24 protein-coding genes and 1 other annotated feature are annotated in these 22,234 nt (G+C 60.2%); of the genes, 2 read left to right on the top strand and 22 right to left on the bottom strand.

Annotation, left to right across the window (positions count from 1 at the left end):
- Positions 1–139: 139 nt before the first annotated feature.
- The 18 genes from rpmA to H7C18_RS00170 all read right to left on the bottom strand — a co-directional run bounded on the left by rpmA (position 140) and on the right by H7C18_RS00170 (position 14,741).
- Entirely contained in the window at positions 140–451 is a 312-nt protein-coding gene (gene rpmA / locus H7C18_RS00255; RefSeq protein WP_185127001.1) for a 50S ribosomal protein L27, read from the bottom strand.
- 17 nt (positions 452–468) lie between these two features.
- Positions 469–801, bottom strand: a complete 333-nt coding sequence (locus H7C18_RS00250; protein WP_185127000.1) for a ribosomal-processing cysteine protease Prp — start codon at positions 799–801, stop codon at positions 469–471.
- 12 nt (positions 802–813) lie between these two features.
- Positions 814–1,125 carry a 50S ribosomal protein L21 gene (gene rplU, locus H7C18_RS00245; RefSeq protein ID WP_185126999.1) on the bottom strand — a complete coding sequence of 104 codons (312 nt, stop codon included), beginning with the start codon at positions 1,123–1,125 and terminating at the stop codon, positions 814–816.
- 11 nt (positions 1,126–1,136) lie between these two features.
- Positions 1,137–1,231: a sequence feature (ribosomal protein L21 leader region), on the bottom strand.
- Positions 1,232–1,352: 121 nt separating this feature from the next.
- Positions 1,353–2,072 carry a class F sortase gene (locus H7C18_RS00240; protein WP_185126998.1) on the bottom strand — a complete coding sequence of 240 codons (720 nt, stop codon included), beginning with the start codon at positions 2,070–2,072 and terminating at the stop codon, positions 1,353–1,355.
- A 59-nt stretch (positions 2,073–2,131) separates the two neighbouring features.
- Entirely contained in the window at positions 2,132–2,410 is a 279-nt protein-coding gene (locus tag H7C18_RS00235) for a hypothetical protein (protein ID WP_185126997.1), read from the bottom strand.
- Between the two features lie 117 nt (positions 2,411–2,527).
- Positions 2,528–3,763, bottom strand: a complete 1,236-nt coding sequence (locus H7C18_RS00230; protein ID WP_185126996.1) for an Rne/Rng family ribonuclease — start codon at positions 3,761–3,763, stop codon at positions 2,528–2,530.
- A 36-nt stretch (positions 3,764–3,799) separates the two neighbouring features.
- Positions 3,800–4,675 carry a M50 family metallopeptidase gene (locus H7C18_RS00225; protein ID WP_185126995.1) on the bottom strand — a complete coding sequence of 292 codons (876 nt, stop codon included), beginning with the start codon at positions 4,673–4,675 and terminating at the stop codon, positions 3,800–3,802.
- The gene (locus H7C18_RS00220; RefSeq protein ID WP_185126994.1) at positions 4,668–5,873 is read right to left on the bottom strand and encodes a M23 family metallopeptidase; all 1,206 of its coding nucleotides are present in this window, start codon (positions 5,871–5,873) and stop codon (positions 4,668–4,670) included. The genes H7C18_RS00225 and H7C18_RS00220 overlap by 8 nt, the downstream gene beginning before the upstream one ends.
- A 149-nt stretch (positions 5,874–6,022) precedes the next feature.
- Positions 6,023–7,177: an FtsW/RodA/SpoVE family cell cycle protein gene (locus H7C18_RS00215; protein WP_185126993.1), complete on the bottom strand. Its 1,155-nt coding sequence runs from the start codon at positions 7,175–7,177 to the stop codon at positions 6,023–6,025.
- 6 nt (positions 7,178–7,183) lie between these two features.
- The gene (gene minD, locus H7C18_RS00210; RefSeq protein ID WP_185126992.1) at positions 7,184–7,978 is read right to left on the bottom strand and encodes a septum site-determining protein MinD; all 795 of its coding nucleotides are present in this window, start codon (positions 7,976–7,978) and stop codon (positions 7,184–7,186) included.
- Positions 7,979–7,982: 4 nt separating this feature from the next.
- Positions 7,983–8,642, bottom strand: coding sequence for a septum site-determining protein MinC (locus H7C18_RS00205; protein WP_238357373.1), 660 nt, complete (start codon positions 8,640–8,642; stop codon positions 7,983–7,985).
- A gap of 92 nt (positions 8,643–8,734) precedes the next feature.
- Complete coding sequence (gene mreD, locus H7C18_RS00200; RefSeq protein ID WP_238357383.1) at positions 8,735–9,259, bottom strand: rod shape-determining protein MreD; 525 nt, start codon at positions 9,257–9,259, stop codon at positions 8,735–8,737.
- 2 nt (positions 9,260–9,261) lie between these two features.
- Entirely contained in the window at positions 9,262–10,116 is an 855-nt protein-coding gene (gene mreC / locus H7C18_RS00195; RefSeq protein ID WP_238357372.1) for a rod shape-determining protein MreC, read from the bottom strand.
- Between the two features lie 61 nt (positions 10,117–10,177).
- Positions 10,178–11,209: a rod shape-determining protein gene (locus H7C18_RS00190; protein ID WP_185126990.1), complete on the bottom strand. Its 1,032-nt coding sequence runs from the start codon at positions 11,207–11,209 to the stop codon at positions 10,178–10,180.
- Positions 11,210–11,248: 39 nt separating this feature from the next.
- The gene (gene radC / locus H7C18_RS00185) at positions 11,249–11,938 is read right to left on the bottom strand and encodes a RadC family protein (protein ID WP_185126989.1); all 690 of its coding nucleotides are present in this window, start codon (positions 11,936–11,938) and stop codon (positions 11,249–11,251) included.
- 87 nt (positions 11,939–12,025) lie between these two features.
- Complete coding sequence (locus H7C18_RS00180) at positions 12,026–12,643, bottom strand: Maf family protein (RefSeq protein WP_185126988.1); 618 nt, start codon at positions 12,641–12,643, stop codon at positions 12,026–12,028.
- Positions 12,644–12,661: 18 nt separating this feature from the next.
- Complete coding sequence (locus H7C18_RS34895; RefSeq protein ID WP_337912589.1) at positions 12,662–12,841, bottom strand: DUF4321 domain-containing protein; 180 nt, start codon at positions 12,839–12,841, stop codon at positions 12,662–12,664.
- Positions 12,842–13,121: 280 nt separating this feature from the next.
- Positions 13,122–14,741, bottom strand: coding sequence for an SPOR domain-containing protein (locus tag H7C18_RS00170; protein WP_185126986.1), 1,620 nt, complete (start codon positions 14,739–14,741; stop codon positions 13,122–13,124).
- Between the two features lie 193 nt (positions 14,742–14,934).
- Between H7C18_RS00170 and H7C18_RS35465 the strand changes: the two genes are divergently transcribed.
- Positions 14,935–15,057 (top strand): hypothetical protein, encoded by a 123-nt coding sequence (locus tag H7C18_RS35465; RefSeq protein WP_273385170.1) that lies wholly within the window; start codon positions 14,935–14,937, stop codon positions 15,055–15,057.
- A gap of 141 nt (positions 15,058–15,198) precedes the next feature.
- Here the strand turns inward: H7C18_RS35465 and H7C18_RS00165 are convergent, their stop codons facing one another.
- Positions 15,199–15,960 (bottom strand): SDR family oxidoreductase, encoded by a 762-nt coding sequence (locus tag H7C18_RS00165; protein WP_185126985.1) that lies wholly within the window; start codon positions 15,958–15,960, stop codon positions 15,199–15,201.
- A 159-nt stretch (positions 15,961–16,119) separates the two neighbouring features.
- Between H7C18_RS00165 and H7C18_RS00160 the strand changes: the two genes are divergently transcribed.
- Entirely contained in the window at positions 16,120–16,701 is a 582-nt protein-coding gene (locus H7C18_RS00160) for a TetR family transcriptional regulator (RefSeq protein ID WP_185126984.1), read from the top strand.
- Between the two features lie 70 nt (positions 16,702–16,771).
- On the opposite strand, the gene murC is transcribed toward H7C18_RS00160, so the two are convergent.
- Genes murC through H7C18_RS00145 form a run of 3 tightly spaced genes read right to left on the bottom strand, consistent with a single transcriptional unit; the run spans position 16,772 to position 22,224 of the window.
- Positions 16,772–18,163 carry a UDP-N-acetylmuramate--L-alanine ligase gene (gene murC, locus H7C18_RS00155; protein ID WP_185126983.1) on the bottom strand — a complete coding sequence of 464 codons (1,392 nt, stop codon included), beginning with the start codon at positions 18,161–18,163 and terminating at the stop codon, positions 16,772–16,774.
- A gap of 7 nt (positions 18,164–18,170) precedes the next feature.
- Positions 18,171–19,544, bottom strand: a complete 1,374-nt coding sequence (locus H7C18_RS00150; RefSeq protein ID WP_185126982.1) for a bifunctional folylpolyglutamate synthase/dihydrofolate synthase — start codon at positions 19,542–19,544, stop codon at positions 18,171–18,173.
- A 13-nt stretch (positions 19,545–19,557) separates the two neighbouring features.
- Positions 19,558–22,224 (bottom strand): valine--tRNA ligase, encoded by a 2,667-nt coding sequence (locus H7C18_RS00145; protein WP_185126981.1) that lies wholly within the window; start codon positions 22,222–22,224, stop codon positions 19,558–19,560.
- Between the last annotated feature and the right edge of the window lie 10 nt (positions 22,225–22,234).

Genomic DNA, 22,234 nt, shown 5'->3' with positions numbered 1-22,234 from the left:
AACCCGTTCCCTCTCTCGTTATCGCTCAAATTCAGTATAACATGGAAGCCGGACCAATCGGGGGAAAATCCCCGTTCATGAATCGAAGAAAAAACCCCGGCCTCGCGTAACGGGCCGGGGTGGTGAAGTAAGTGTCGGTTTAGCCTTCGAGAGCAGCCGCGACGGGCGCTTGTTCCACCGGGTAGACGCTCACTTTCTTGCGATCGCGCCCCCAGCGCTCGAACTTGACGATGCCCGGTACGAGGGCGAACAGCGTATCGTCTTTGCCGATGCCGACGTTGTTGCCCGGGTGGATCTTCGTTCCGCGCTGGCGAACGAGGATCGTTCCGCCCGTTACCGCTTGGCCGTCGGCGCGCTTGGCGCCCAGGCGCTTCGAGCGGCTGTCGCGTCCGTTCTTCGTGGAGCCGACGCCCTTCTTCGAAGCGAACAACTGAAGATTCAGCTTCAACATGGTTGCAACCTCCTTCTTTATTCGGTGGCTTCTTGTATTCTCACGTACTTGCCGTATTCATCCGCGATGGATTCCAGTGAAACGATCATTCCTTCCAGCAGCAGCTGAACCTGATCGTTCCTGTACGCTTCTCCGCAATCCGGCGCGCTCGCAGACAGCCAGCCCGACTGCATCCGGGCTTCGGGAACGAGTCCCGTCAGCTTCTCGATCGCGTTTACGGCACCGACCGTCACGGCCGATATGCCGGCGCAGACGATGTCCTTGCCGGGATCGGCGAACCGGGCGTGTCCGGAGACGGAGAACCGCCGAATCCGACCGTCTTGTCCACGAACGATCTTGACCGTGACCATGTCCGGCGCCTCTTACGCCTGAATGCTCTCGATCGTCACTTTCGTGTACGGTTGACGATGGCCTTGTTTCTTGCGCTCGTTCTTCTTCGGTTTATACTTGAAGACGATGATCTTTTGGCCTTTGACGTGCTTCTCGACCTTCGCCTTTACCGATGCGCCCGCCACGAGCGGAGCGCCGGCTACGAAGCCGTTGTCGCCGGACACGGCAAGTACCTTGTCAAACGTCACGCTGTCGCCTTCGTTCGCGGAGAGCTTCTCGACGAACAGGACGTCGCCCGCTTGAACCTTGTACTGCTTGCCGCCGGTTTCGATAATCGCGTACATGTGTGCACCTCCCCATATCCAAGACTCGCCTTAGCGGGTGCCGGCGCCGATGCCGATCGGCCGGACCGGACTTGAAGAACCCGATCAAGTGCGGTTGTAGCATGCCGTTTCCCATCAGAGCACATTGCACGCACCATAGAATTCTAACATAACGAAACCCCGAATACAACCACCGATCGGCAAAAAAGAAAACCCGAAGCTCCGGGCGCCAAGCCTCGGGTTCGGGTTTACTTCAGCAAGCGGGTGAACACGATCAGCCGTTTCTCGTGCTCCTTGAGCTTGCGGTCGAATTTGCCGGTACACGTGATGAGGTTCAGCCGCGGCTCGCCCGCGGCTCCGAAGATGCGGTCGATCGGCGCCTTGTCCGTCTTGTACGTCTCGACCGAGACGACTTCGAACACAAGGTACCGCCCTTTGCCGTTCATCACGAGCACCGGATCTCCTGCCTTTAGCTTTTTCAGCGGGTAGAACAAGGCGGGGCCGCGGTAGTTGTCCTCGTGACCGGCGATAATGGCGTTGCCGGGCTGCCCCGGCTTGACGCCGGGAACGAGAATGCCGGCCTTCTGCGAAGAGACCGGAGCGTCCATCTGCCCGTTCGGCAGAACGCCGACCGGCTCGACCGCAGCGTCGATCCGCACCGACGGAATGAGCAGCCGGTTCGGCGTGAACGCCGCCCGGCGGGCGTTGTCCGCATTCCGTGCGCGCGGCTGCGGTTCCGGCTTCGGCGGCAGTACCGGAGGCGGCGAAGCCGGAGCCGGTTCCGCCGAACGAAGTTGCACGCTCTCCGGCTGAACGGGAGAAGCGGGCGTCGGCGGAACGGCGGACAACGTCCGGGGAGAGGGCTGCCCGGCCGCTTCGGGGCCGGCGGCTCCGTTGCCGGCCGAGCAGCCGGCGATGACAACGACGACGAAGCACATCCAGACAAAGATGAATGACGATATCTTCATTTCATCCGTCCTTTAAGCGCAAAAAGAGGGTCTCCCCTCTTTTTGAACCGCTGTTGTCGTTACTCGCTCGTACCGCCGTAGCCGGTTTTCGGAAGAGCCTTGGGCGTGATGCTCTTGGCGCGGATCTTGCTGCCGCCCAGAATCTTGGCGTTCGACTTGCTCTTCGCCTTGAGCTTGTGCTTGTGTTTGTGCATGCTCTTCGCATGCAGCTTGTGCTTGGCCGTGCTCTTGGCATGCATCTTGTGCGTCTTGTGATGCTCTGCCGGCGCGGCGGAAGCGACTGCTGCGGTGGACATGAACAAACATCCGGTCAGGACGGCGATAGCCAGCTTCTTCAACTCGAATTCCTCCCTTAGAATCGTTGGGTTGCCCCGATGATTAGAATGGGCAGATTCGAGCGCTTCATCCGGCTTTCGGGAAGGAAAAGGCCGGGGATGGTCCATCTGAACGGCTTTTCAACGAATGTAAATTTTCCCTTTTCCCTTGCAGGCGGCACATGTCTCGTAGAAGTAGCTTTCCACGTTGGCGCGCGCCTTCTTGCGGGTAAGCTCCAGCAGTCCGAGCCGGGTCCAGCCGAGTACCTGACACTTCGTCCGGTCCCGTCTCATCGCCCCCTCCAGAAGCTGGACCACTTCCTGCCGGTGTCCTTCGTCGGTCATGTCGATAAAATCGACGACGACGATGCCTCCGACATCCCGGAGCCGCAGCAGCCGCGCGATCTCCCGGGCCGCCTCCGCGTTCGTCAGAAAGACCGTCTCTTCCAGGTCGGCGTTCCCGGTATATTTGCCGGTGTTCACATCGATCACGGTCAGCGCCTCCGTCTGGTCCCAGACGAGATAGCCGCCGCTCTTCAGCCAAATGCGGTGCTGGAACGCCTTGTCCAATTGCTCGTTCACGCCCGTCTTGTCGTACATCGGAACCGAGTCCCGGTACAACCGGACCCGGCTCGCAAACGACGGATTCAGCCGGCGCAAGTAGGCGCGGGCTTCCTCGCAGGCTTGCTCGTCATCGACGACCAGCTCTTCCGTGTCCGGCGTGAACACGTCGCGGACAAGCCGCTGCACGAGCCCGAAGTCGCGGTGCATCTCGACAGGCGCTCGGGCCGCCGCTCCCTTCCGCTCGATCTCTTGCCAAACCCCGCGCAGGGAGGCCAAATCTTCCGCCAACGCTTCGCGCGGTTCTCCTTCGGCGTTCGTACGCAGAATGACGCCTTCGCCGGACATTCGGAGCTGCTCCGCCAGCGTTTTGAGACGAGCGCGCTCCGATTCCTGCTCGATCTTCTTCGAGACGCCCACATAGTCGGCGCGCGGCATGTAGACGAGCCAACGGCCGGGAAGCGAGTAATGCGTCGTGACGCGAGCGCCCTTGCCGCCAAGAGGCTCCTTCATCACTTGAACGATCAGCTCGTCCCCGATCTTCAGCAGCTCCGAGATCGAAGGCTTTACCTTGGGCTGCTTGTCCAGATGCGGATGCAGCACGTCGTCCACGTACAAAAACGCGTTCTTGGCTAGCCCGATGTCGACGAAAGCGGCCTGCATGCCGGGCAGGACGTTCACGACTCGCCCTTTGTAAATGTTGCCGACGAGCGACACGCCTTCCGATCGTTCGACGCCGAATTCCGTCAGGCTCCCGTCTTCCAGCAGAGCCGAAAAAGTGGCGTTGCGCGTGCAATGGACGAACAGCTGCTTCATGCGGACCTCCCGGGTCGGTGCTTCTTTTTCTCAATTTTACATGAAAAAGCGCATGTCCGCATGCCCATTCGTCAAGGAATTCAGGAACCCGTCGATCATCTGCGCCTCCGGCAGCACCCGCCGGATCTGCCCCTGGCGGACGATATAGATGAGATGATATCTCTCTCTCATGAGCAGCTTGATCGCGGCGGAAGTCGGACGCTCCTCGGCGATGACGATCGGCTGCGCAAGCGTCCCGGCCTCGATGCGCCCTTCCGATCTTCTAGCCCGGTGAACGAGGAACCGCAAGAACACGAACGGCACGTTCCGCCGGTACGTCCAATTCGATGCGCAGAGGAACGTTCCGATAAGCAGAACGTTAAGCTGCAGCAGGCCGCCGGTCAGCAAAGGATACAAGGCGGCCAGCACCGTTCCGGCGCTGAACAGCAGGCTGATCCGGGTGCTCCAGATGAGCGTCCGATGGTAGGGAATTCGCGAGCTCATCCAGCATTGCAGCAGCTTGCCTCCGTCCAGAGGCAGAATCGGCAGCAGATTGAACAGGGCGATAAACGCATTCGCCCGGATGAAATCGTCCGCCCAGGTAGCGTCGACCCAGCCGGCCCAACCGGCCAGCGCTCCGCACGCAGCCAGAAAAACGTTCTGGAGCGGACCGGCGATGGCGACGATCGCCTCCTCCCGGGCGGGAACCGTCCCCGCTTCCTCCACCTCCAGAACGCCTCCGAACGGGAGCAGCTTGAGCTCCCGAATCCGCCAGCCGAAGCGCAGCGCCATCGCCAAGTGCCCGAGTTCGTGGAAAAGCACGATGGCGAACAGCGTCACGATCTCCAGCCAGCGTCCGGTCAGAATGGAGAGAAGCATCAGGATCACGAAAAGCGGATGAAGTCGAAACCGGACGCCTCTCCATTTAAGCAATCGGCACCACATCCGCCGGGTCGATCGTCTTGCCGCCGCGGATGACGGCGAAGAACAGCTCCGCGTCCCCCCCGTCCTCCCGGCTCGAAGAAGCGAGCCCGCCCAGCGTTTGTCCCGCTTCCACCCAATCGCTGGGCTTCACTTCCGGGTTTTCCAATCCTTCGTATTCCGTTACGATCTCGTTCGGATGCTGTACCCATACGGCCGCTACGCCTTCGCCATCCGTCGTCACCTTCGTCACTCTGCCGCTATGGACGGCTTTGACGGGCGAGCCCGAAGGCGCCGCCATGCGGATGCCCGCTCCGTCTTGGGCGAATGTCCGGATGATTCGCCCTTCCAGCGGAGGCACCGTCTGATCGCGGCTCCACTCCGCGATCGCCGCCTGCGACGGCTGCTGGTGCCGAAACATCGGTAGGAATGCGGGAGAACCCCCGAACGTCTTCTCATACCAGGCTTCGACCGCGTCGAAGTTCATCTCTTCCGTGACGCTGCGGATCGCCAGCGCTTGAACTTCTCCGTTCCCGGGCAGATCCGAATGCATCCAACCCCAGACGGCTGCGAATACGAGCAGCGCCAAAACGAACCGAACCGCCAAGCCGCGAATGAGCCGACTCAGAAAGGGGGGCCTCTCGGGCGGCTCATCGTCCCATCCGGCCGTTCCCGACAAACCGCGATATGAGCTTAGGTCGGCCAGAGAACCGATCGGACCGGTCCGCAATCCCGGCCCCCCGGGAGAAGCCGCGCCTTGCGCAGCCTGCGCTTTCGCCGGCGGCCGCCGCGATCCGTCTGCGGCGTTCCGGCCGGCCGGCGCGGCGAACTGGGTACGCTGCCGCTCCTTCCACCACTTCTCGGGATCAAGCTCCTGCGGTTCGTTCGGCAGCCGTTCAGAAGCCGCATGCGATGGTTTGACGTGACGCGTCGAGGGCTTTGGCGGATTTGCCGGCGGCAGTTGGCGTTCGTCTTCTTCGTTCCACAACCGGTTCATCTCCGTCAGACTGTCCCTTTGCTCGCCCTCCGGATATTCCGGCTCTTCTTCCCACGGTGCCGGCTCTTCCGGCAACTCGCCATAGCTTCCGTAGCGCGGATCGCCGTTACGCGGCGAATCTTCCGCCGGGCCGCGGTCCGAGAAAGGCAGCTTTCCGACCAGTTCCTCCACTCTCTCCCGTCTTCGCCGCCGGACCTGCTTGCGCACTTCCATCGCCGTCCCTCCTTGTCCGCTCCTTTCTACCACGATATGGCCCGTCCGCGAAGTTTAGACCAAGCTGCCTCGGAACAACGCATCCGGCCCGGCAGAAACAATCAAGCAGCGGCCCGGGAGCCGCTGCTTGAAAAAAATTCTATACGCTACTACGTATCCAGCGAATACTTCTCCTGATGGGCCCGGATGCTGAAGATGAGCCCGATCGACATCATGTTAAGCAGCAGAGACGTTCCGCCGTAACTGATGAACGGAAGCGTAATGCCCGTAATCGGCATCAGCCCGATCATCATTCCGATGTTCTGGAAGATCTGGAACACCATCATCGAAGCGATCCCGATTATGATGAACGAGCCTCGCAAATCGTAGCATTGGTACGCGATCAAGATCATTCGGTAAATAAATAGGAAATAAAGAAGCAGAAGCACCGCCGAGCCCTGAAATCCGAACTCCTCCCCGATGACGACGAAGATCGAATCCGAATACGGATACGGGATGAACTTGCGGTTCTTGGACTCGCCCTGCATATATCCGTCGCCTTGCAGCCCCCCGGAACCGATCGCGATCATGGCGAATTCGGACTGATGCCGCTCGTCCGCGGTCGCCTGATCGGGGTGGATAAACGTGTTGATCCGTTCGTACCAGTGAACTTTATCCTTCGCGTGCGTCTCCAGATAGTCTTTGATGTCGGCGTTGAAGGTGTTGAACAAGGTGACGAACAGAACGAGGCTGCCGATTACGGTTGTGAGGCCGATAATGACGTACGTATATCGAATGTTCCCGATCCACAGCATGCCGAGCACGATGAACAGGTAGATCATCGCGTTGCCGAGGTCCGGCTGGATCATGACGAGCAGGAACGGCACGAAGGAAACGGCGGCGATCATCATCACGTCCGAACGCATCCGAAGCGGATCGCCTTCCCGGCGTCCCAGGACGGCCGCCACCGCGATGATCAGAAACAGCTTCATGAGTTCGGCCGGCTGGAATTTGAGCCCCCCCGGAAGGTTGAACCAGCTGCGCGCTCCGTTGGTGACGGGAGCGAACATGTAGACCAGCACGAGCAGAATGATGCCGATGGCATACCAGACGTACCAGCTCTTTAGAAGCAGCCGATAATCGAACAACGTGAACAGGATGACGAGGACGAAGCCGACCCCGTAATAAATGACCGTTTTGACGTCGAAGTGGTAGTATTGAGGGTCGTTATGCGTAGCGCTTCGGACGATGAGCGTGCTGATAGCCATCAAAAGGCAGAGAATCAGCAGCATCATCCAGTCCATTTTCTTCAATCGGTTGAGCAAGCGGAATCATCCCATTCCCAGAAACTTCTTCATCCGCCCGAACATGCTGCTCTTCTCTTCCAACTGCATGAGCGGAACGGTCTCTCCCATCATCCGGCGGGCGACGTTGCGATAAGCGATGGCGGCTCGGGAAGATGGATTCATGACCGTCGGCTCTCCCAGGTTGGCGGCTTTGATGACAAGCTCGTCGTCCGGCACGATGCCGATCAGATCGATCGCCAGCACCTGGCAAATATCGTCGATTTCCAGCATGTCCCCGCTCCTCAGCATATTGGGGCGAATCCGGTTGATGATCAGCTTGGGCGACTGAAACCCTCTCTTCTCCAAAATGCCGATGACCCGATCCGCGTCCCGTACCGCGGCATTCTCGGGGGTCGTCACGATAATCGCCTGGTCCGCGCCGGCGACCGCATTGTCGAAGCCGTGCTCGATGCCGGCCGGGCAATCGATGAGGACGTAATCGTAATCGGGCTTCAAGTCCTCGACGATCTTGCGGACCTGCTCCGGAGAGACGTCCTCCTTGTCCTTCGTCTGCGCGGCCGGGAGCATATACAGCTCTTCGAACCGCTTGTCCTTCACCAGCGCCTGGTTCAGCCGGCAGCGGCCTTCCGCCACGTCGATCAGGTCGTAGACGATTCGGTTCTCGAGCCCCATCACGACGTCCAGGTTGCGCAAGCCGATATCGGTGTCGACCATGCAGACCTTGCGTCCGAGCAGCGCCAGCGCCGTACCCAGATTCGCCGAGGTCGTCGTTTTGCCGACGCCGCCCTTCCCCGAAGTGACGACAATCGCTTCTCCCATCGCTCTACACTCCTTTGAAATGCATGACTTCCTTGCGGCTGCTCTGCAGGTGCGTCAGCTTGTCCAGCTCCATCACGCCGTTCCGCAGGAACGCGTATTCCATCGTAGGCTCGGCAGAAGCCCACTCCTCCGGCGGCCGGCTGATCACTTCCGCGATTCGAAGCTGCGTCGGCGTCATGAGCGAGGCCGCGATGATGGCGTTCTCGTTGCCGGCGCAGCCCGCGTGCGCGGTTCCCCGCAGAGCTCCCATAATATAAATATCGCCGGTGCAGACGATCGTGCCTCCGGGATTGACGTCTCCCATCAGCAGCAGATGACCGTCGTGCTCGACGGTTTGACCGGATCGCACGATGCCCGTTCTCGTCTGCAGCACCGGCTTCGCATCCGAACTTTCATCGACGGCCTCGTCGCTCTCGACGCTTTGGACAAGAAAATTGCCCTGTCTCCGAATCGCCGAGCGGATTCGCTCCTTGTCCTCGTCTCCAAGCTTGCGGGCGCCCAGCTTGACGGCGACATGCACCATCGGTCCCGTAAGCTGCTGCTCATGCTTGTCCAGCTTCGCTTGCAGTTCGTCCAGCAGCAAGGCGAGATCGCACTGGTCGTCAAGCAGGAACACAAGCCCTTCCTTCGTTCCCTTGATCGTAATTGCCGGTTTGCCGCTCAACGTCGTCCGCCCCTCCCCTTGTAAAATGAATTCTGCCAGGCGAACCCGAATTCCTGCCTGCATCCCTCGCGAAAAACCGCGAGAAGAGTCCATCAAGCGGGTCTCTCTTCGCCGGAAGAGGGAGCGGATTTGAGCAGCCAGCGACGAACGGGCAAGTACAATAGAAGAGCGATCACCAATTGAAGCAGAAGCGTCGGGACGATCTCCCAATAGAGAGCGAAGCCGTAGGAGAGGTCCGTCACCTGAAACAGCTTGTAAACCCAGTAAACGATCGAATCCAGCGCCGCGCTGCCGACTCCGACGGCCAGCATCGTAGAGCTCAGAATGCGCGGCCGCCGCTCGAACGCCAGGCCGATCAGGTAGCCGATCAGAGCCATGCCGAAGCCGTAAGCGCCCATCAGGTGTCCATAGAACAGCAGGTCCTGCAGCAAGCCGAAGCAAAGCCCGAACAGGAATCCGCGGTGCCGGCCCGCGAACAAGGCGACGTAAACGGTCATGATAAACGGGATATTCGGCAGCAGGCGGTCGTGCCAGACGTCCGGGATGAGCCAGGGCAAAACGGACGTCTGAACGAGCAGGAGCGCGATCGTCGCAAGAATCGTCAGGTTCATCCGCATCGTCACGGCCCGTCCACGTCCGGCGCGACGACGACGAACACCTCGGTCAGATGATCGAGCTTGGCCGCGGGTTTAATCGAAGCGGTTCGGGTCAGCCCGAAATCGCCCACTTGGGTATTGACCACCGTACCGATGATCATGCCTTTGGGAAGCAGGCCGCCCAGATCGGACGTCACGACGAGATCCCCATCGGCCACGGTGGCGTTCTCGTCGATCTTGTTCATCTGCAGCAGGTTGTTTTCCTTATCGTAGCTCACGATGCCGAACGCCTGATCCTCCTTGCCGAGCACCGTGGCGGCGATCGAGATGGCGTCGGGAGAATTGGGATCGAGCTCCGTAATGGGCATCACCGTCGAGGTGAATTCCGACACCTTGCTGACGAGACCGACCAGGCCGTCGACCGTCGTAACCGCCATCTTCGGCTTGATGCCGTCGTGCGAGCCAAGGTTGATCTTGATCGTCTGGTCGTAGGGGTTCGATCCGCTGGCCACGACTTGCGCGATCAAATATTGATAATTATTGTATAATTCCTTTTGGCGATCGGTGAAATTCAGCTCGTCTTGAAGCCTCTTATTATCGTTCTCTATCATGTTGTAGCGGATCTTGTCCTGCGTATAGCGGGCAACCGTCTCCCGGAGTCTCTCGTTCTCCTTGTAGACGTCCGAAAGCCGGCCGAGATCGCGGAAAAATCCCGCAACGGCTCCGACCGGCCGGTATAACGCTCCTTGCACGGTTCCGAACGCGTCGTTCAGGAACCGCTCCGGCCAGGTCAGGCCGGTACGGCCCGACGAGAACCCCAGCAAGGCGACGAACAGGATGAGCCCGATCATCATAATAAACAAGCGCTTGTTTCGCAATATTTTAAAAATATCCGTTCACCTGCTTCCCCTCTTGGCCGGGCTCCCTTCCAGGCCGGTCCTACCTTTTGCGGGAGGAAGATCCGCCCCTCGACTTGAACAAGTGAATGTTTTCGAGCGCTCTTCCGGTTCCGACCGCCACGCAGTCGAGCGGGTTCTCCGCGACCAGGACGGGCATTCCCGTCTCGCGCGCCAGCATCTTGTCCAAGTTGCGCAGCAGCGCTCCGCCTCCGGTCAGCACGATGCCGCGGTCCATGATGTCGGCGGACAGCTCGGGAGGACACTTCTCCAGCGTCACCTTGACCGCCTCCACGATCGCGTTCACCGTATCGGCCAGCGCTTCCGTAATCTCGTCCGACGTGATGGCAAGCGTCTTCGGCAGGCCCGATACCAGATCGCGTCCGCGGATCTCGATCGACTCGACCTTGTCCAGCGGAAGGGCGGAGCCGATCTCCATCTTGAGCTGCTCGCTCGTCCGTTCGCCGATCATCAGGTTATAGAGACGCTTGATGTACTGCATGATCGATTCGTCCATCTCGTCTCCGGCCACGCGAATCGACCGGCTCGTCACGATGCCGCCCAGCGAGATGACGGCCACTTCGGTCGTTCCGCCGCCGATGTCGACGACCATGCTGCCGGTCGGCTCCCATACCGGAAGATCGGCGCCGATCGCCGCCGCGAACGGCTCCTCGATCGTATACGCTTCCCGGGCTCCGGCTTGCTTCGTCGCGTCTTCCACCGCGCGCTTCTCCACCGCGGTGATCCCGGACGGTACGCACACCATCACGTTGGGATGGCGGGGCGGGAAAGAGCGTTCCTTTTGCGCTCGGCGAATGAAGTACTTGATCATCGTCGCGGTCGTCTCGAAATCGGCGATGACGCCGTCCTTCATCGGACGAATCGCCCGAATGTTGCCCGGCGTCCGTCCGATCATCTTCTTCGCGGTCTCGCCGACGGCTTCGATCTTTTTTGTATCGGTACGCAGGGCGACCACGGACGGTTCCCTGACGGCGATTCCCTTTCCTTTGACATAGACAAGCGTGTTTGCGGTACCGAGGTCGATCCCCAGATCGCGCGTTAATCCACCGAACATATGCTGCTACCTCCTGTTGGGACAATCCTTTTTATTATATTACAAGCATCCGGCTTCCTTCAAACTAATAAAGCGATTGTCACCGATTACCAAATGGTCGAGCAGCTCGATTCCAATCAGTTCTCCCGCCTCGGCAAGCCGGCGGGTCAAGCTTACGTCTTCCGGGCTTGGCGTCGGATCTCCGCTCGGATGGTTGTGCGCGCACAGAATGGACGCGCTGCTGCGGCGAATCGCCGCGCGGTACACCTCCCGCGGATGGACGACGGACGCGTTCAGGCTGCCGATGGAGAGCGTCTGGCGGCCGATCACCTGGTTCTTCGTATTGAGGAACAGACAGACGAAATGCTCCTCCCGCAGATGGCGCAGCTCCTCCATCAGCAAGTCCGCCGCATCCTGCGGCCGCGAGATCCGAATCATATCGGGCAGGCGGGAGCGGGCGAGCCGGCGGCCCAGCTCGATCGAAGCCTGGAGCTGCAGCGATTTGGCCGGGCCGACGCCGCGAATCTGGGTGAGTTCGTCCCATGAGCTTTCCGCGAAGCGGCGAAGCCCGCCGCATTCCTGGATAATGCGCTCGGCCAACCGAATCGCGGACTCGTTGCGCGTTCCGGTGCCGAGCAGAATGGCCAGCAGCTCCGCATCCTTGAGCGCCGAAGCCCCCTGCTTGATCATTCTCTCCCGCGGACGCTCGTCCTGCGGAATCTCGCGAATCATGTAGGAGCGTTGTTCCATAGTCAAATCCTCTTCCCGTCGTGTCCGCGTCGGCCGCGGGTATCGTCTTCGGGTCGTCGGGCAAGCAGTACACGCCGGAGTCTAAGGCTATGGCAGCACGATTCCGTAACGTTCGAGCAAATCGGCGAGCAGCGAAAGCGGCAGCCCGACGACGTTGAAATAGCAGCCTTCGATTCCTTCGACAAGCAGCGAACCGATCCCCTGAATGCCGTACGATCCGGCTTTGTCGAGAGGCTCGCCCGTCGCAACATAGCGGGCGATCCGCTCCTCGGACAGCTCCTTCATCCGGACGCTCGTCACCCGGTGGGCGGTGAGCGTTCGGCCGGTCCGAACCTCGATGCAGCTGACTCCCGTATAAACCTCGTGCGTTCGGCCCGACAGGCGGCGAAGCGTCGCGACCGCATCTTCAGCGTCCGCAGGCTTGCCCATCGCCTCGCCGTCCAGCACGACGATCGTGTCGCTGCCGACGACGATCAGCATTTCGTCGTCCGTCGCTTCCGACCGTCCGGCGACGGCTTGAGCTTTGCGGCGGGCCAGCTCCTCCACGATCCGGGAGGGAAGCCAGCCGGGCGGCGTGCTCTCGTCCGCGCTGCTCGGAACGACGCGGACCGGGAGCCCGAGCAGAGCGATCAGTTCCCGCCTTCTCGGCGAGGAAGAGGCAAGCGCAAGAACGGCCCGAGTATTAGACGATGAATCGGCGTTCATGGTTGATATCCTTTCTACTTACATTTTGCGATAGACCCAAATGGCGAGCGCGACCCCGATGATGCTCAGGAGACTGACGTTTATGCCGATCTGGATGTGGTAGTTGAACGCGAGAAGATCGGCAGAAGTGGCGCCGTTCACCGAGTATGCCTTCGTCAAAAAATCGAGGCCGGGAACGTTTGCCAGCCAGCGAGCCACCAAAGAGCCCCCTATTAAGCCGATTAAAAGCAAGAGAAGCAAAATCCAACCGTTTTTCTTCACGTTTCAACGTCTCCCACCATTTTTTGACACTTGTCTCTTCATTATACGTCCCTCCGGCAAGGGATACAATGCGCAAAAACGAAGACAGTCCCCAGGGAGGGGACTGTCGGAACCAGGGACCTAAATCTATTCTTGGCCGAAGCGCGACCGCCGGGCAAAAACGGGCCGAACGGCCGTCGGCGCGACGGACGGGGCCGGGACGGTTCGGGACGGAGCCTCAGCTCCCGGTCTCCAACCGGAGCGTCTCGCGAAGCTGGCGGTCGGCGATCGCCGCCTTCATGACGGCGGTCTGCGCCTGCTCCAGCAGCGCCGTCGACGGCTTGCCGGCGTATTCGTCCAGCGCCGCCACCGCCGCTCCCATCTGCGTCGTCTCGGTCGATGCCGCGTCTTTGGCCGATTTATCCCACGTTGGGGCTTGGTCTGCCAGGTCGCTCCACGTCTGGTACGCTTTCTCCACCGCCTGGATGTCGGCCGTATTCGCCTTGCCGTCGCCGGAGCCGGCCAACGCCGCCGAAGTGATCGTCGCGATCTTCAGGTACAGCGCCGAGCTGCTCTTCAGATAGGCGCTCCATTCGGCCGCATGGGCCGAATCGCCAACGTCGACTTCCGAGTTCTCGACCGATTTGACGTACACCTGCACGCCGGAGAGCCGTTCGGCCATATTCTCCGCGTCCGCCTTCGCGGGCGCGATGCCGGCATAAACGCGGTACCCGTCGGTCGTATCGGATGCGGCGGGCACGCCTTGGTCCTGAAGTTCCTTCAGCGCCGCGTTCATGCTGTCTTCGTTGCCGAACACGCCGTATTGAAGCATGTAATAATCGGCGGAAGGAACGGCGGTCGAACCGACGGATGATGATGCCGCAGCCTTATCGGTACCGGCCGCCGCGGCGGAGCCGGAAGCTGACGATGCGCCGGCCGAGGCGGACGGCGGCGCGGCTCCGGCGCTCGCCGATCCGGAATCCGGCACTGTTCCGGCCGGCGTAGCCATCGCCGGGACGGCTCCGTTCCCGGCCGCCCCGTCGCTTGCGAACAGAGGCTGGCCGGTGAACAGGGCTAACAGCAGATAGCCGAAAAAGCCTCCTGTCAAGATCGCGCTGGCGACCGTGACCAGAATCCGCCACCACGACGTGCCGCCGCGCGCATAGGTTTCGGATGAGGATGTCCAGCTTTCGGGCAGATCGATCTCCGGCCCCCGATCCTCCTCTTCGTCCAAATAAGGAGGTTCCCTGTTCGGTTCATCGGCGAGAGATGACCCTGATGCCGGACGTGGCGCAAACGGGTACGGATTCGCCGGAGTCTTGCTTTCAGCGAGCCGTGATGCGGACCGGGTTCGGCGCGGGTCGGCGGGCTGCAGCACCGGCTCTTCGGACGCGACCGGATGCTCGGATACCGTCCGCTTCCCGGCCGGACGCAGGCTCCTTCCGGGGAAGCGGACGCTCCGATCCTCAGGTCCCGGGCGCCGGCCGAGAAACGCCTCGTCGTCGCGATCGCGCCCTTCTTCCGGCAGGCGCGATTCGGTCGCTATGTCCGGCGTCCGGGGCGATCGGCCTCCCCCCCGCTTCCCATCCGCCTTGCTGAAACCCGCGACCGCGGGCCGATCCGAGCTGCGGATGATCTCTTCGAGCGCATGAATATCGTCTTGGAACGGGCTGTTCCACGATTGAAAATGAGGCGTGCGGGAAGCGGGGCTTTGGGACCGGGGCTCATGCCCCCGATCTTCCGTTTTGCCGGCTGTGACTGCCGGCTGCGGCTCGGCGGGCTTGGGCGGATTTCCCTGCTCTGTCTCCCTTGGAGCCGCCCCGTCGAATCGAAACGTCATTCTCGCTTTTGGCTGCATGGATTCTTCTCCCCTTGTCCCGGTTTCTATGAATAGCCTATGACAAAACGGGAACAAATATGAGAGATTCGTTGGCGAGACCGAGAATAAAGAGAATGTCCGGAGCGCAACTTAATATGGGCAGCGGTTCGGACGGCAAAAGAGCAGGTCCGCGGCTGTTTGCCCCAATCCAACGAATGGCGGTGAACCTGCGATGCGCATTTTATTTCCGGTATTGGCTGCGGCCGGCCTCGCTGCTTGGGGCGTCGCCAGATGGCGGAACGGCACGAGAGACGTTCGGGACCGGGCGCTGCTGCCGCTCAGGAAAATGATGTAGCTTCGTCTTCCCGGCTTCGGAGGATTTCGTCCGGGCGGCTTGCCGGCCTGTCGGCGCGGCAAGCCGTTGCGGCCGCTGTCATGATTTACATAAGAAAAAGAAAAGGCGCTGCTATTGGCAGCACCCCTCAAGAGATTTCGTTTATTCGATTGAACTTTTCAGCGAGTTGTACATATTTTCCGCATACTGGTCGATTTCATCCCGCGACATGCGCAAGCGGCTCACGGAAGTGCCGTATCCGATTTCCGGTTTTCCCTCTTCCAATCCTTTGAAGATACCGTCCGCGAAAGCGTCCAGCGGTTCGCCATGCACGTGCAGGCCCGCTCCGGCCAAATCGGTGTTTACGGCGGGCGGAGCGACTTCGATCACTTCGACGGATGTCTCGGAGAGCTGAAGTCTCAGACTCATCGTAAAGGAATGGAGCGCCGCCTTGGTCGCCGAGTAAATCGGGGTGATCGCAAGCGGCGTAAATGCGAGTCCGGACGTCACGTTGATTATCGCCGCTTGCTCCTTCGCCGCGAAATACGGAGCGAACAGCATGGAAAGGTGGAAAGGCGCTTCGGCATTGGCGGAGAGCTCTTTCGCGAAGTAGCCCCAGTCGTCCTTGGCATTTGCCTTCAATACATGGAAACGCTGCTGAATCCCTGCATTATTTACCAGCACGTTGACTTCCGGATAATTCGTCGTTACCCAATCGAACAAGGCGAGACGGTCGGATTCGATGGTCAAATCGCTGACGCGGGTAATGAGGCTCGGGAATTTTTCTTTCGCGCTCTGCAGCATGCTCTCGCGTCGTCCGACCGCGATCACTTGATTCCCTGCCTTAATAAAACGTTCCGCAAAAGCCAAACCGATTCCGGTACTGCCGCCTGTAATAAGAATAGTATTTCCTGAAAGCTTCATGAAAGGTTCCTCCTCGAATCCAATTGTATTTTTCTTGCGAGCGCCAGATATATAACCATCTGGTTAGTTACAATATACATTTAACTAACCGGTCTGTCAATTGGATGATTCATGTGATATATTGTAAATGTTTAATGTAAAGGAAAGGAGGGGACACCTTTGCGAAATGCCGAAGCGACCAAAGAGCGGATTTTAGAGGCGGCTATGGAGGAGTTCTCTTCCTACGGCATCGCGGGCGCACGGGTCGACCGCATTGCCAGAAATGCCGGATGCAATAAAAATATGATCTATGTTTATTTTGAAAATAAAGACACGCTGTTTGCGACGGTCCTTCAGAAAAATCTGACGCGAGTTTATGAAGAGAATGCCTTCACGCCCGAAGATCTTCCCGGTTATGCGACAAGGGTCTTCGATTTCGCGATGACGAATCCCGATCTGTTCCGATTATTGGCGTGGTACAGCCTGGAACAAAAGTCGGGGAGTGTAGCCGAACGCGCCGCCGCCCAGGAAAAGAAAAGGAACGAGCTTTTGAATGCCCAGCAGGCGGGGCTGATCGGAGCGACGTTCACCCCCGGCTTTCTATTGACCGCCATCATGACGCTGGCTACCGCCTGGACGGCAATCAATCCTTACGGCCCGTCATACGACCCGGAGGGCGCGAAAAATCTGAGCGAGACAAGAGACGCCATCGCCAAAGCCGTTCAACTGATCGCCGATTACGGGAAAAGCGCCGCTAAATAGGAGCCATGATAAAAATGAAAAAGGAGCGCCGGCGCGCTCCTTTTTCATTGTTGCCGTGCGGGCGGTTCGGCTATACTTCCTCCGTCTCCCGCTCCTCCAGTTGATTCGCGAGTTCGGCCGCCGTTTTCCAGATGTCTCCCGCTCCCATCGTCAGCACGAGATCCCCCGGCTTCACGCGGGAAGATAGCAGCGTCAGCACTTCTTCCTTCGTCGGCACGTACGTGACGTTCGGATTGCTGTTCGCCGCAATCAACTCGACGAGGCGCTGGGACGTAACGCCTTCGATCCGCTGTTCGCCGGCCGGCGAGTAAATGTCGGTGATGATGACCTCGTCCGCTTCTTTGAAGGCTCGACTGAACGCGTCCAACAAGAAGAAGGTCCGCGTATATCGCTGGGGCTGGAACACGGCGATAATCCGTTTTTGAGTCGCCTTGGCCGCCTGAATCGTCGCTTCGATCTCGGTCGGATGGTGGGCGTAGTCGTCGATGACCAGCATGTCCCTCACTTCGCCAAGAACCTGGAACCGGCGTTTCGCTCCGCGGAAACCCACGATCGTCTCGGCGATCCGGTCGAAGGAAAGGCCCGCTTCCAGGCCGACGATCACCGTCGCCAACGCATTGTAAACGTTATGCCGCCCGGGGACGGACAAGCGGATCGTTCCGAGCGTCTCCCCGCTCCGGCGAACCTCGAACGAAGCGCAGCGGTCTCCGAGCTCGATCTGCTCCGCGGTATAATCCGCATCTCCGTCAATCGCGTACGTGATCATACGGGTGTCGGCGACTTTGGGAAGCATCTCCCGGACGTTCTCGTCGTCCGTGCAGACGACCGCGCAGCCGCCGGGACGAACCTGATTCAAAAACTTGACGTAAGCGTCCTTCAGTTTCTGAAAATCGCCGTCGTAATTTTCCAAATGGTCGGCTTCGATGTTCGTCACGACCGCCACCGCCGGGCGGTACTGCAGGAACGAGCCGTCGCTCTCGTCCGCCTCCGCGACAACGTACTCCCCTTGGCCGGCCTTGGCGTTCGTGCCGACGTTGACGATCTCGCCCCCGATAATGTAGGTCGGGTCGAGCCCGCTCGCCTCCATCACGAGCGCGATCATAGAAGACGTCGTCGTTTTGCCGTGCGCTCCCGCCACCGCGACGCCCGTCCGGTCGTTCAGAAGCCGCGCCAGCATCTGGGCCCGGTGCAGCGTGGGAATGTTAAGCAGCTCGGCTTCCTTGCGCTCGACGTTGTCCTTGGGCAGCGCGGTGGAATAGACGACCAGGTCCGCGCCCCGAACGTGCTCGGGCTCGTGGCCGATATAAATCCGCGCTCCTTTGGCAGCCAGTTTGTCCGTCAGTTCCTGCCGTGCGACATCGGACCCGGTCACCTCGTAGCCCATCTCCAACATGACGCGGGCAATCGCGCTCATGCCGTAACCGCCGATGCCGATAAAATGTACGCGTTCTTCGGTTCGCAACGACGCTTCACCAGCCTTTTTCAGATTTCGTTCGATGGAGCAGCCATGATCTTGCGTCGGCGATCAGGTACAAGGTGCCGGTGACGACCGACAGCGTACGATCGGATCCTTCCTCCGCTTTCTGCCGAAGCAGCTCCAGCGCCTTACGCCAGTCCGGCTCGACCACGATCTCCCGGGGGCCGCCCAGCCGCTCGGCGATTTGGGCCAAGTCGGCGGCGCTCATTTTTTTATGAAAATCCGGTTCGGTCACGATCAGGGAATTCACCATTGGTAGTATATGCCGTAAAGTGAGTTCGTGATTCTTGTTGGGCATCATCGCGATCATCATGTTCAACCGGTCGTAGCTGTACACGTCGGCCAGCGCCGCCGCCAGCGCTTCCGCCCCTTCCGGATTGTGCGCCCCGTCCAGCAGAATGCGCGGCTCCCGCGACACCATCTCCAGCCGTCCGGGCCAGGTCGCCTCCCGCAGCCCGCGCTCCAGCACGTCGTCGTCGACGATGAGCGCGTAATATTGGCGAAGCACCTCCAGCGCCATGACCGCGGTCGCCGCGTTGGTCAATTGATGGGCACCGTTCATCGTGACGGTGAGCTTCGGCAGCGCGCGGAACGGCCCCGTGAACGATAAGGTCTGCTCGTCCTCGGCCACCGACAGCGGCTCGAAGCGGAATTGTTCGCCAAGAAGGTATAAGGTCGATTGGATCGATGCCGCCTTGTCGCGAATGGCCTCGATCGCTTCCGGCTGCGTCGCCGACGAAACGACCGGCACCCCGTTCTTGATGATGCCGGCTTTCTCGCGGGCGATGTCGGTCAGCGTCGGCCCGAGCAGATCCATATGATCGTGCCCGATGTTCGTAATGACGCTGATGATCGGATGGACGATGTTCGTGACGTCGAGCCGGCCTCCGAGACCGGTCTCCCAAACGACGTAATCGGGGAAAACGACGGTTCCGTAATAGAGAATGGCGAGCGCCGTCGTGATCTCGAACATCGTCAGCGGACCCCACTCCGTCTCTTCCATCTCGTCCGCCAGCGGCTTCAGGCGGTTCGCCAGCCGAAGCAAATCCTCGTCGGCGATGTCCTTGCCGTTGTATTGGAACCGGTTCGCATAGGAAGTGATGTACGGCGACGTGAACGTTCCTACGTCATAGCCGGCGGCGATCAGCACGCTCGTCAGGTAAGCGCACACCGATCCCTTCCCGTTCGTACCGGCGACATGAATGAACTTCAGCCGCCGGTGCGGATGCCCCAGCTTCTCCATCAGCAGGTTCATCCGGCCCAAACCAGGCCGAATGCCCACGACGGGCATTAGGCCGGTAATCCAGGAGACGGCTTCCGCCGCCGTATTGAAAGCACCCTGTTGTCGATCTTTCTCCTCGTTCATGTTGACGCCCCCGTTACCCGCGAAGCTCGGCGATGCGAGCGAGCACCTTGTCGCGCTTGTCGCGGTAATCCTGCCCCTTCGCCCGTTCTTGCTCGACCACGTGGGCCGGCGCTTTGGACACATACCCTTCGTTGCTCAGCTTCTTCTCCACGCGCTCCACCTCGGCGTTCAAGGACGCCAATTCCTTCTCCAGCCGGGCGATCTCCTGCCCGATGTCGATGAGGCCCGCGAGCGGCAAGTACAGCTCCGCTCCGGTAACGATCGCGGTCATCGCTTTGTCCGGAGGGGTCAACGCGGCATCGAGAGTCAACTGGGACGTGTTGCAGAAACGGCGCAAATACTCCTCGTTCCGCTTCAGAATGCCGGCCGCCGCCTCTCCCGTCGGCTTGACGAGCAGCTCGACCTTCTTGCCAGGAGTGACGTTCACTTCCGCGCGAACGTTGCGAACCGCCCGGATGGCGTCCATGAGCAGTCCCATCTCGCCGACCGCGTCCGCCGCTTCAAAAGCCGGATCGTAAGCCGGCCATGCCGCCAGCGTAATCGTCTCGCCCGCCTCGTGAGGCAGATGCTGCCAGATCTCTTCCGAGAGATACGGCATGAACGGGTGAAGCAGACGGAGCGTCCGGTCGAGCACATAGGCCAGCACGGACTGCGTGCTGCGCTTGGCGGCCTCATCGTTGCCGTAAAGGGTCAGCTTCGCGAACTCGATATACCAGTCGCACAGATCGTCCCAGATAAAGTTGTACAGCAGGCGCCCGGTCTCGCCGAACTCGTAACCGTCCATTAAGCGCGTGATGTCACGGGCCGTCTCGTTGAACCGGTGAAGAATCCAACGGTCTGCCGTCGACAGCGAACCGGTCAGGTCGATGTCCTCCGCGCGGAAGCCGTTCAGGTTCATCAGCGCGAAACGCGAAGCGTTCCAGATCTTGTTCGCGAAGTTGCGCGCCTGCTCGACCTTCTCCAAGCGGAACCGCAAGTCTTGACCAGGCGTGCTGCCGGTGGAAATCATGTACCGCATCGCGTCCGCGCCGTAATTTTCGATCACCTCGAGCGGATCGACGCCGTTGCCGAGCGACTTGGACATCTTGCGGCCTTCCGCGTCGCGGACGAGACCGTGGATCAGCACGTCCTTGAACGGGATCGTGTCGGTGAACTCGAGCGCGGTGAAAATCATCCGGGCAACCCAGAAGTAAATAATGTCGTAGCCGGTCACCAGCACGTCGGTCGGATAGTAACGCTTCAGATCCTCGCTGTCGTCCGGCCAGCCGAGCGTGGAGAACGGCCAAAGCGCGGAGCTGAACCAGGTGTCGAGCACGTCCTCGTCCTGGCGCCACGGCGAGTCCGGTTGATCGGCCCCCTCGGGAGCTTCGCGCCCTACGTAAATCTCGCCCGTCTGCTCATGATACCAGGCCGGGATCCGATGTCCCCACCACAGCTGACGGGAAATACACCAGTCGCGCACGTTCTCGATCCACTGCAGATACACTTTCTCGAAACGCTCGGGGACGAAGTTTACGCCTTGCCCCGACTTCTGAGACGCGATCGCCTTCTCGGCCAGCGGCTTCATCGACACGAACCATTGCGTCGACAAATACGGCTCGACGACGGCGCCGGACCGCTCGCTGTGTCCGACCTGATGGACATGGTCCTCGATCTTGATGCAGACGTCCTGCTCCTGCAGATCCTTCACGATCGCCTTGCGGCAATCCGCCCGGTCCATCCCCCGGTACGGACCGGCATTCTCGTTCATCTTGCCGCTCTCGTCCATGACGATGATCTGCGGCAAGTCGTGACGCGTACCCACCTCGAAGTCGTTCGGATCGTGGGCGGGCGTAATCTTGACCGCGCCGCTGCCGAATTCCTTCTCGACGTATTCATCGGCGATGATCGGAATTTCGCGATCGACGATCGGCAGCTTCAGCATCTTGCCGATCAGGTGCTTGTAGCGCTCGTCGTCCGGGTGTACCGCGACCGCCGTATCCCCCAGCATCGTCTCCGGCCGGGTCGTCGCTACCGTCAAGAAGCCGCTGCCATCCGCGAGAGGATACCGCAGATGGTACAGGTGACCGTTCACTTCCTTGTACTCGACCTCAATGTCGGAAAGGGCGGTACGGGCGGCCGGATCCCAGTTGATGATCCGCTTCCCGCGGTAGATCAGCCCTTTCTCGTACAAACGGACGAATACTTCGCGCACCGCGCGCGACAGCCCTTCGTCAAGCGTAAACCGTTCGCGGGAATAGTCGAGGCTGAGCCCCATCTTGGACCATTGGCTGCGGATCGTATCGGCATATTTTTCTTTCCATTCCCATACTTTCTCTAAGAACGCTTCGCGCCCGAGATCGTAGCGGCTTTTGCCTTCTTCGCGCAGCTTCTGCTCGACCTTCGTCTGCGTGGCGATGCCGGCATGGTCGGTTCCGGGCAGCCATAGCGCGTCGTAGCCCTGCATCCGCTTGAAGCGGATAAGAATGTCCTGCAGCGTGAAATCGAGAGCGTGCCCGATATGCAGCATCCCCGTCACGTTCGGCGGCGGGATGACGATCGTGTATTTGGGCGCGTCGGGCCGGCGCCCGGCTTCGAAGTAGCCTCCCCGGATCCAGGCGTCATACCATTTCCGTTCGGCGCCTGTCGGATCGTAGGTCGTCGGCATTTCGACGGCGCTTTGCAGATTCGTTTCGCTCATTGTCGGAACA

It is taken from the genome of Cohnella zeiphila, assembly GCF_014212055.1.
Classification (GTDB): Bacteria; Bacillota; Bacilli; order Paenibacillales; family Paenibacillaceae; genus Cohnella; species Cohnella zeiphila.
This window is presented reverse-complemented; position numbering and strand designations above follow the sequence as displayed.

What these genes read in the sequence shown, in the direction of transcription:
- H7C18_RS00240 (WP_185126998.1), bottom strand. Translation starts at nt 2,072, where the DNA reads ATGAAGATATCGTCATTCATCTTTGTCTGGATGTGCTTCGTCGTCGTT.
- H7C18_RS35465 (WP_273385170.1), top strand. Translation starts at nt 14,935, where the DNA reads ATGCGCATTTTATTTCCGGTATTGGCTGCGGCCGGCCTCGCTGCTTGG.
- H7C18_RS00165 (WP_185126985.1), bottom strand. Translation starts at nt 15,960, where the DNA reads ATGAAGCTTTCAGGAAATACTATTCTTATTACAGGCGGCAGTACCGGA.
- rplU (WP_185126999.1), bottom strand. Translation starts at nt 1,125, where the DNA reads ATGTACGCGATTATCGAAACCGGCGGCAAGCAGTACAAGGTTCAAGCG.
- H7C18_RS00250 (WP_185127000.1), bottom strand. Translation starts at nt 801, where the DNA reads ATGGTCACGGTCAAGATCGTTCGTGGACAAGACGGTCGGATTCGGCGG.
- H7C18_RS00230 (WP_185126996.1), bottom strand. Translation starts at nt 3,763, where the DNA reads ATGAAGCAGCTGTTCGTCCATTGCACGCGCAACGCCACTTTTTCGGCT.
- H7C18_RS00220 (WP_185126994.1), bottom strand. Translation starts at nt 5,873, where the DNA reads ATGGAAGTGCGCAAGCAGGTCCGGCGGCGAAGACGGGAGAGAGTGGAG.
- mreD (WP_238357383.1), bottom strand. Translation starts at nt 9,259, where the DNA reads ATGCGGATGAACCTGACGATTCTTGCGACGATCGCGCTCCTGCTCGTT.
- H7C18_RS00190 (WP_185126990.1), bottom strand. Translation starts at nt 11,209, where the DNA reads ATGTTCGGTGGATTAACGCGCGATCTGGGGATCGACCTCGGTACCGCA.
- radC (WP_185126989.1), bottom strand. Translation starts at nt 11,938, where the DNA reads ATGGAACAACGCTCCTACATGATTCGCGAGATTCCGCAGGACGAGCGT.
- H7C18_RS00145 (WP_185126981.1), bottom strand. Translation starts at nt 22,224, where the DNA reads ATGAGCGAAACGAATCTGCAAAGCGCCGTCGAAATGCCGACGACCTAC.
- minD (WP_185126992.1), bottom strand. Translation starts at nt 7,978, where the DNA reads ATGGGAGAAGCGATTGTCGTCACTTCGGGGAAGGGCGGCGTCGGCAAA.
- rpmA (WP_185127001.1), bottom strand. Translation starts at nt 451, where the DNA reads ATGTTGAAGCTGAATCTTCAGTTGTTCGCTTCGAAGAAGGGCGTCGGC.
- H7C18_RS00150 (WP_185126982.1), bottom strand. Translation starts at nt 19,544, where the DNA reads ATGAACGAGGAGAAAGATCGACAACAGGGTGCTTTCAATACGGCGGCG.
- H7C18_RS00170 (WP_185126986.1), bottom strand. Translation starts at nt 14,741, where the DNA reads ATGCAGCCAAAAGCGAGAATGACGTTTCGATTCGACGGGGCGGCTCCA.
- H7C18_RS00180 (WP_185126988.1), bottom strand. Translation starts at nt 12,643, where the DNA reads ATGAACGCCGATTCATCGTCTAATACTCGGGCCGTTCTTGCGCTTGCC.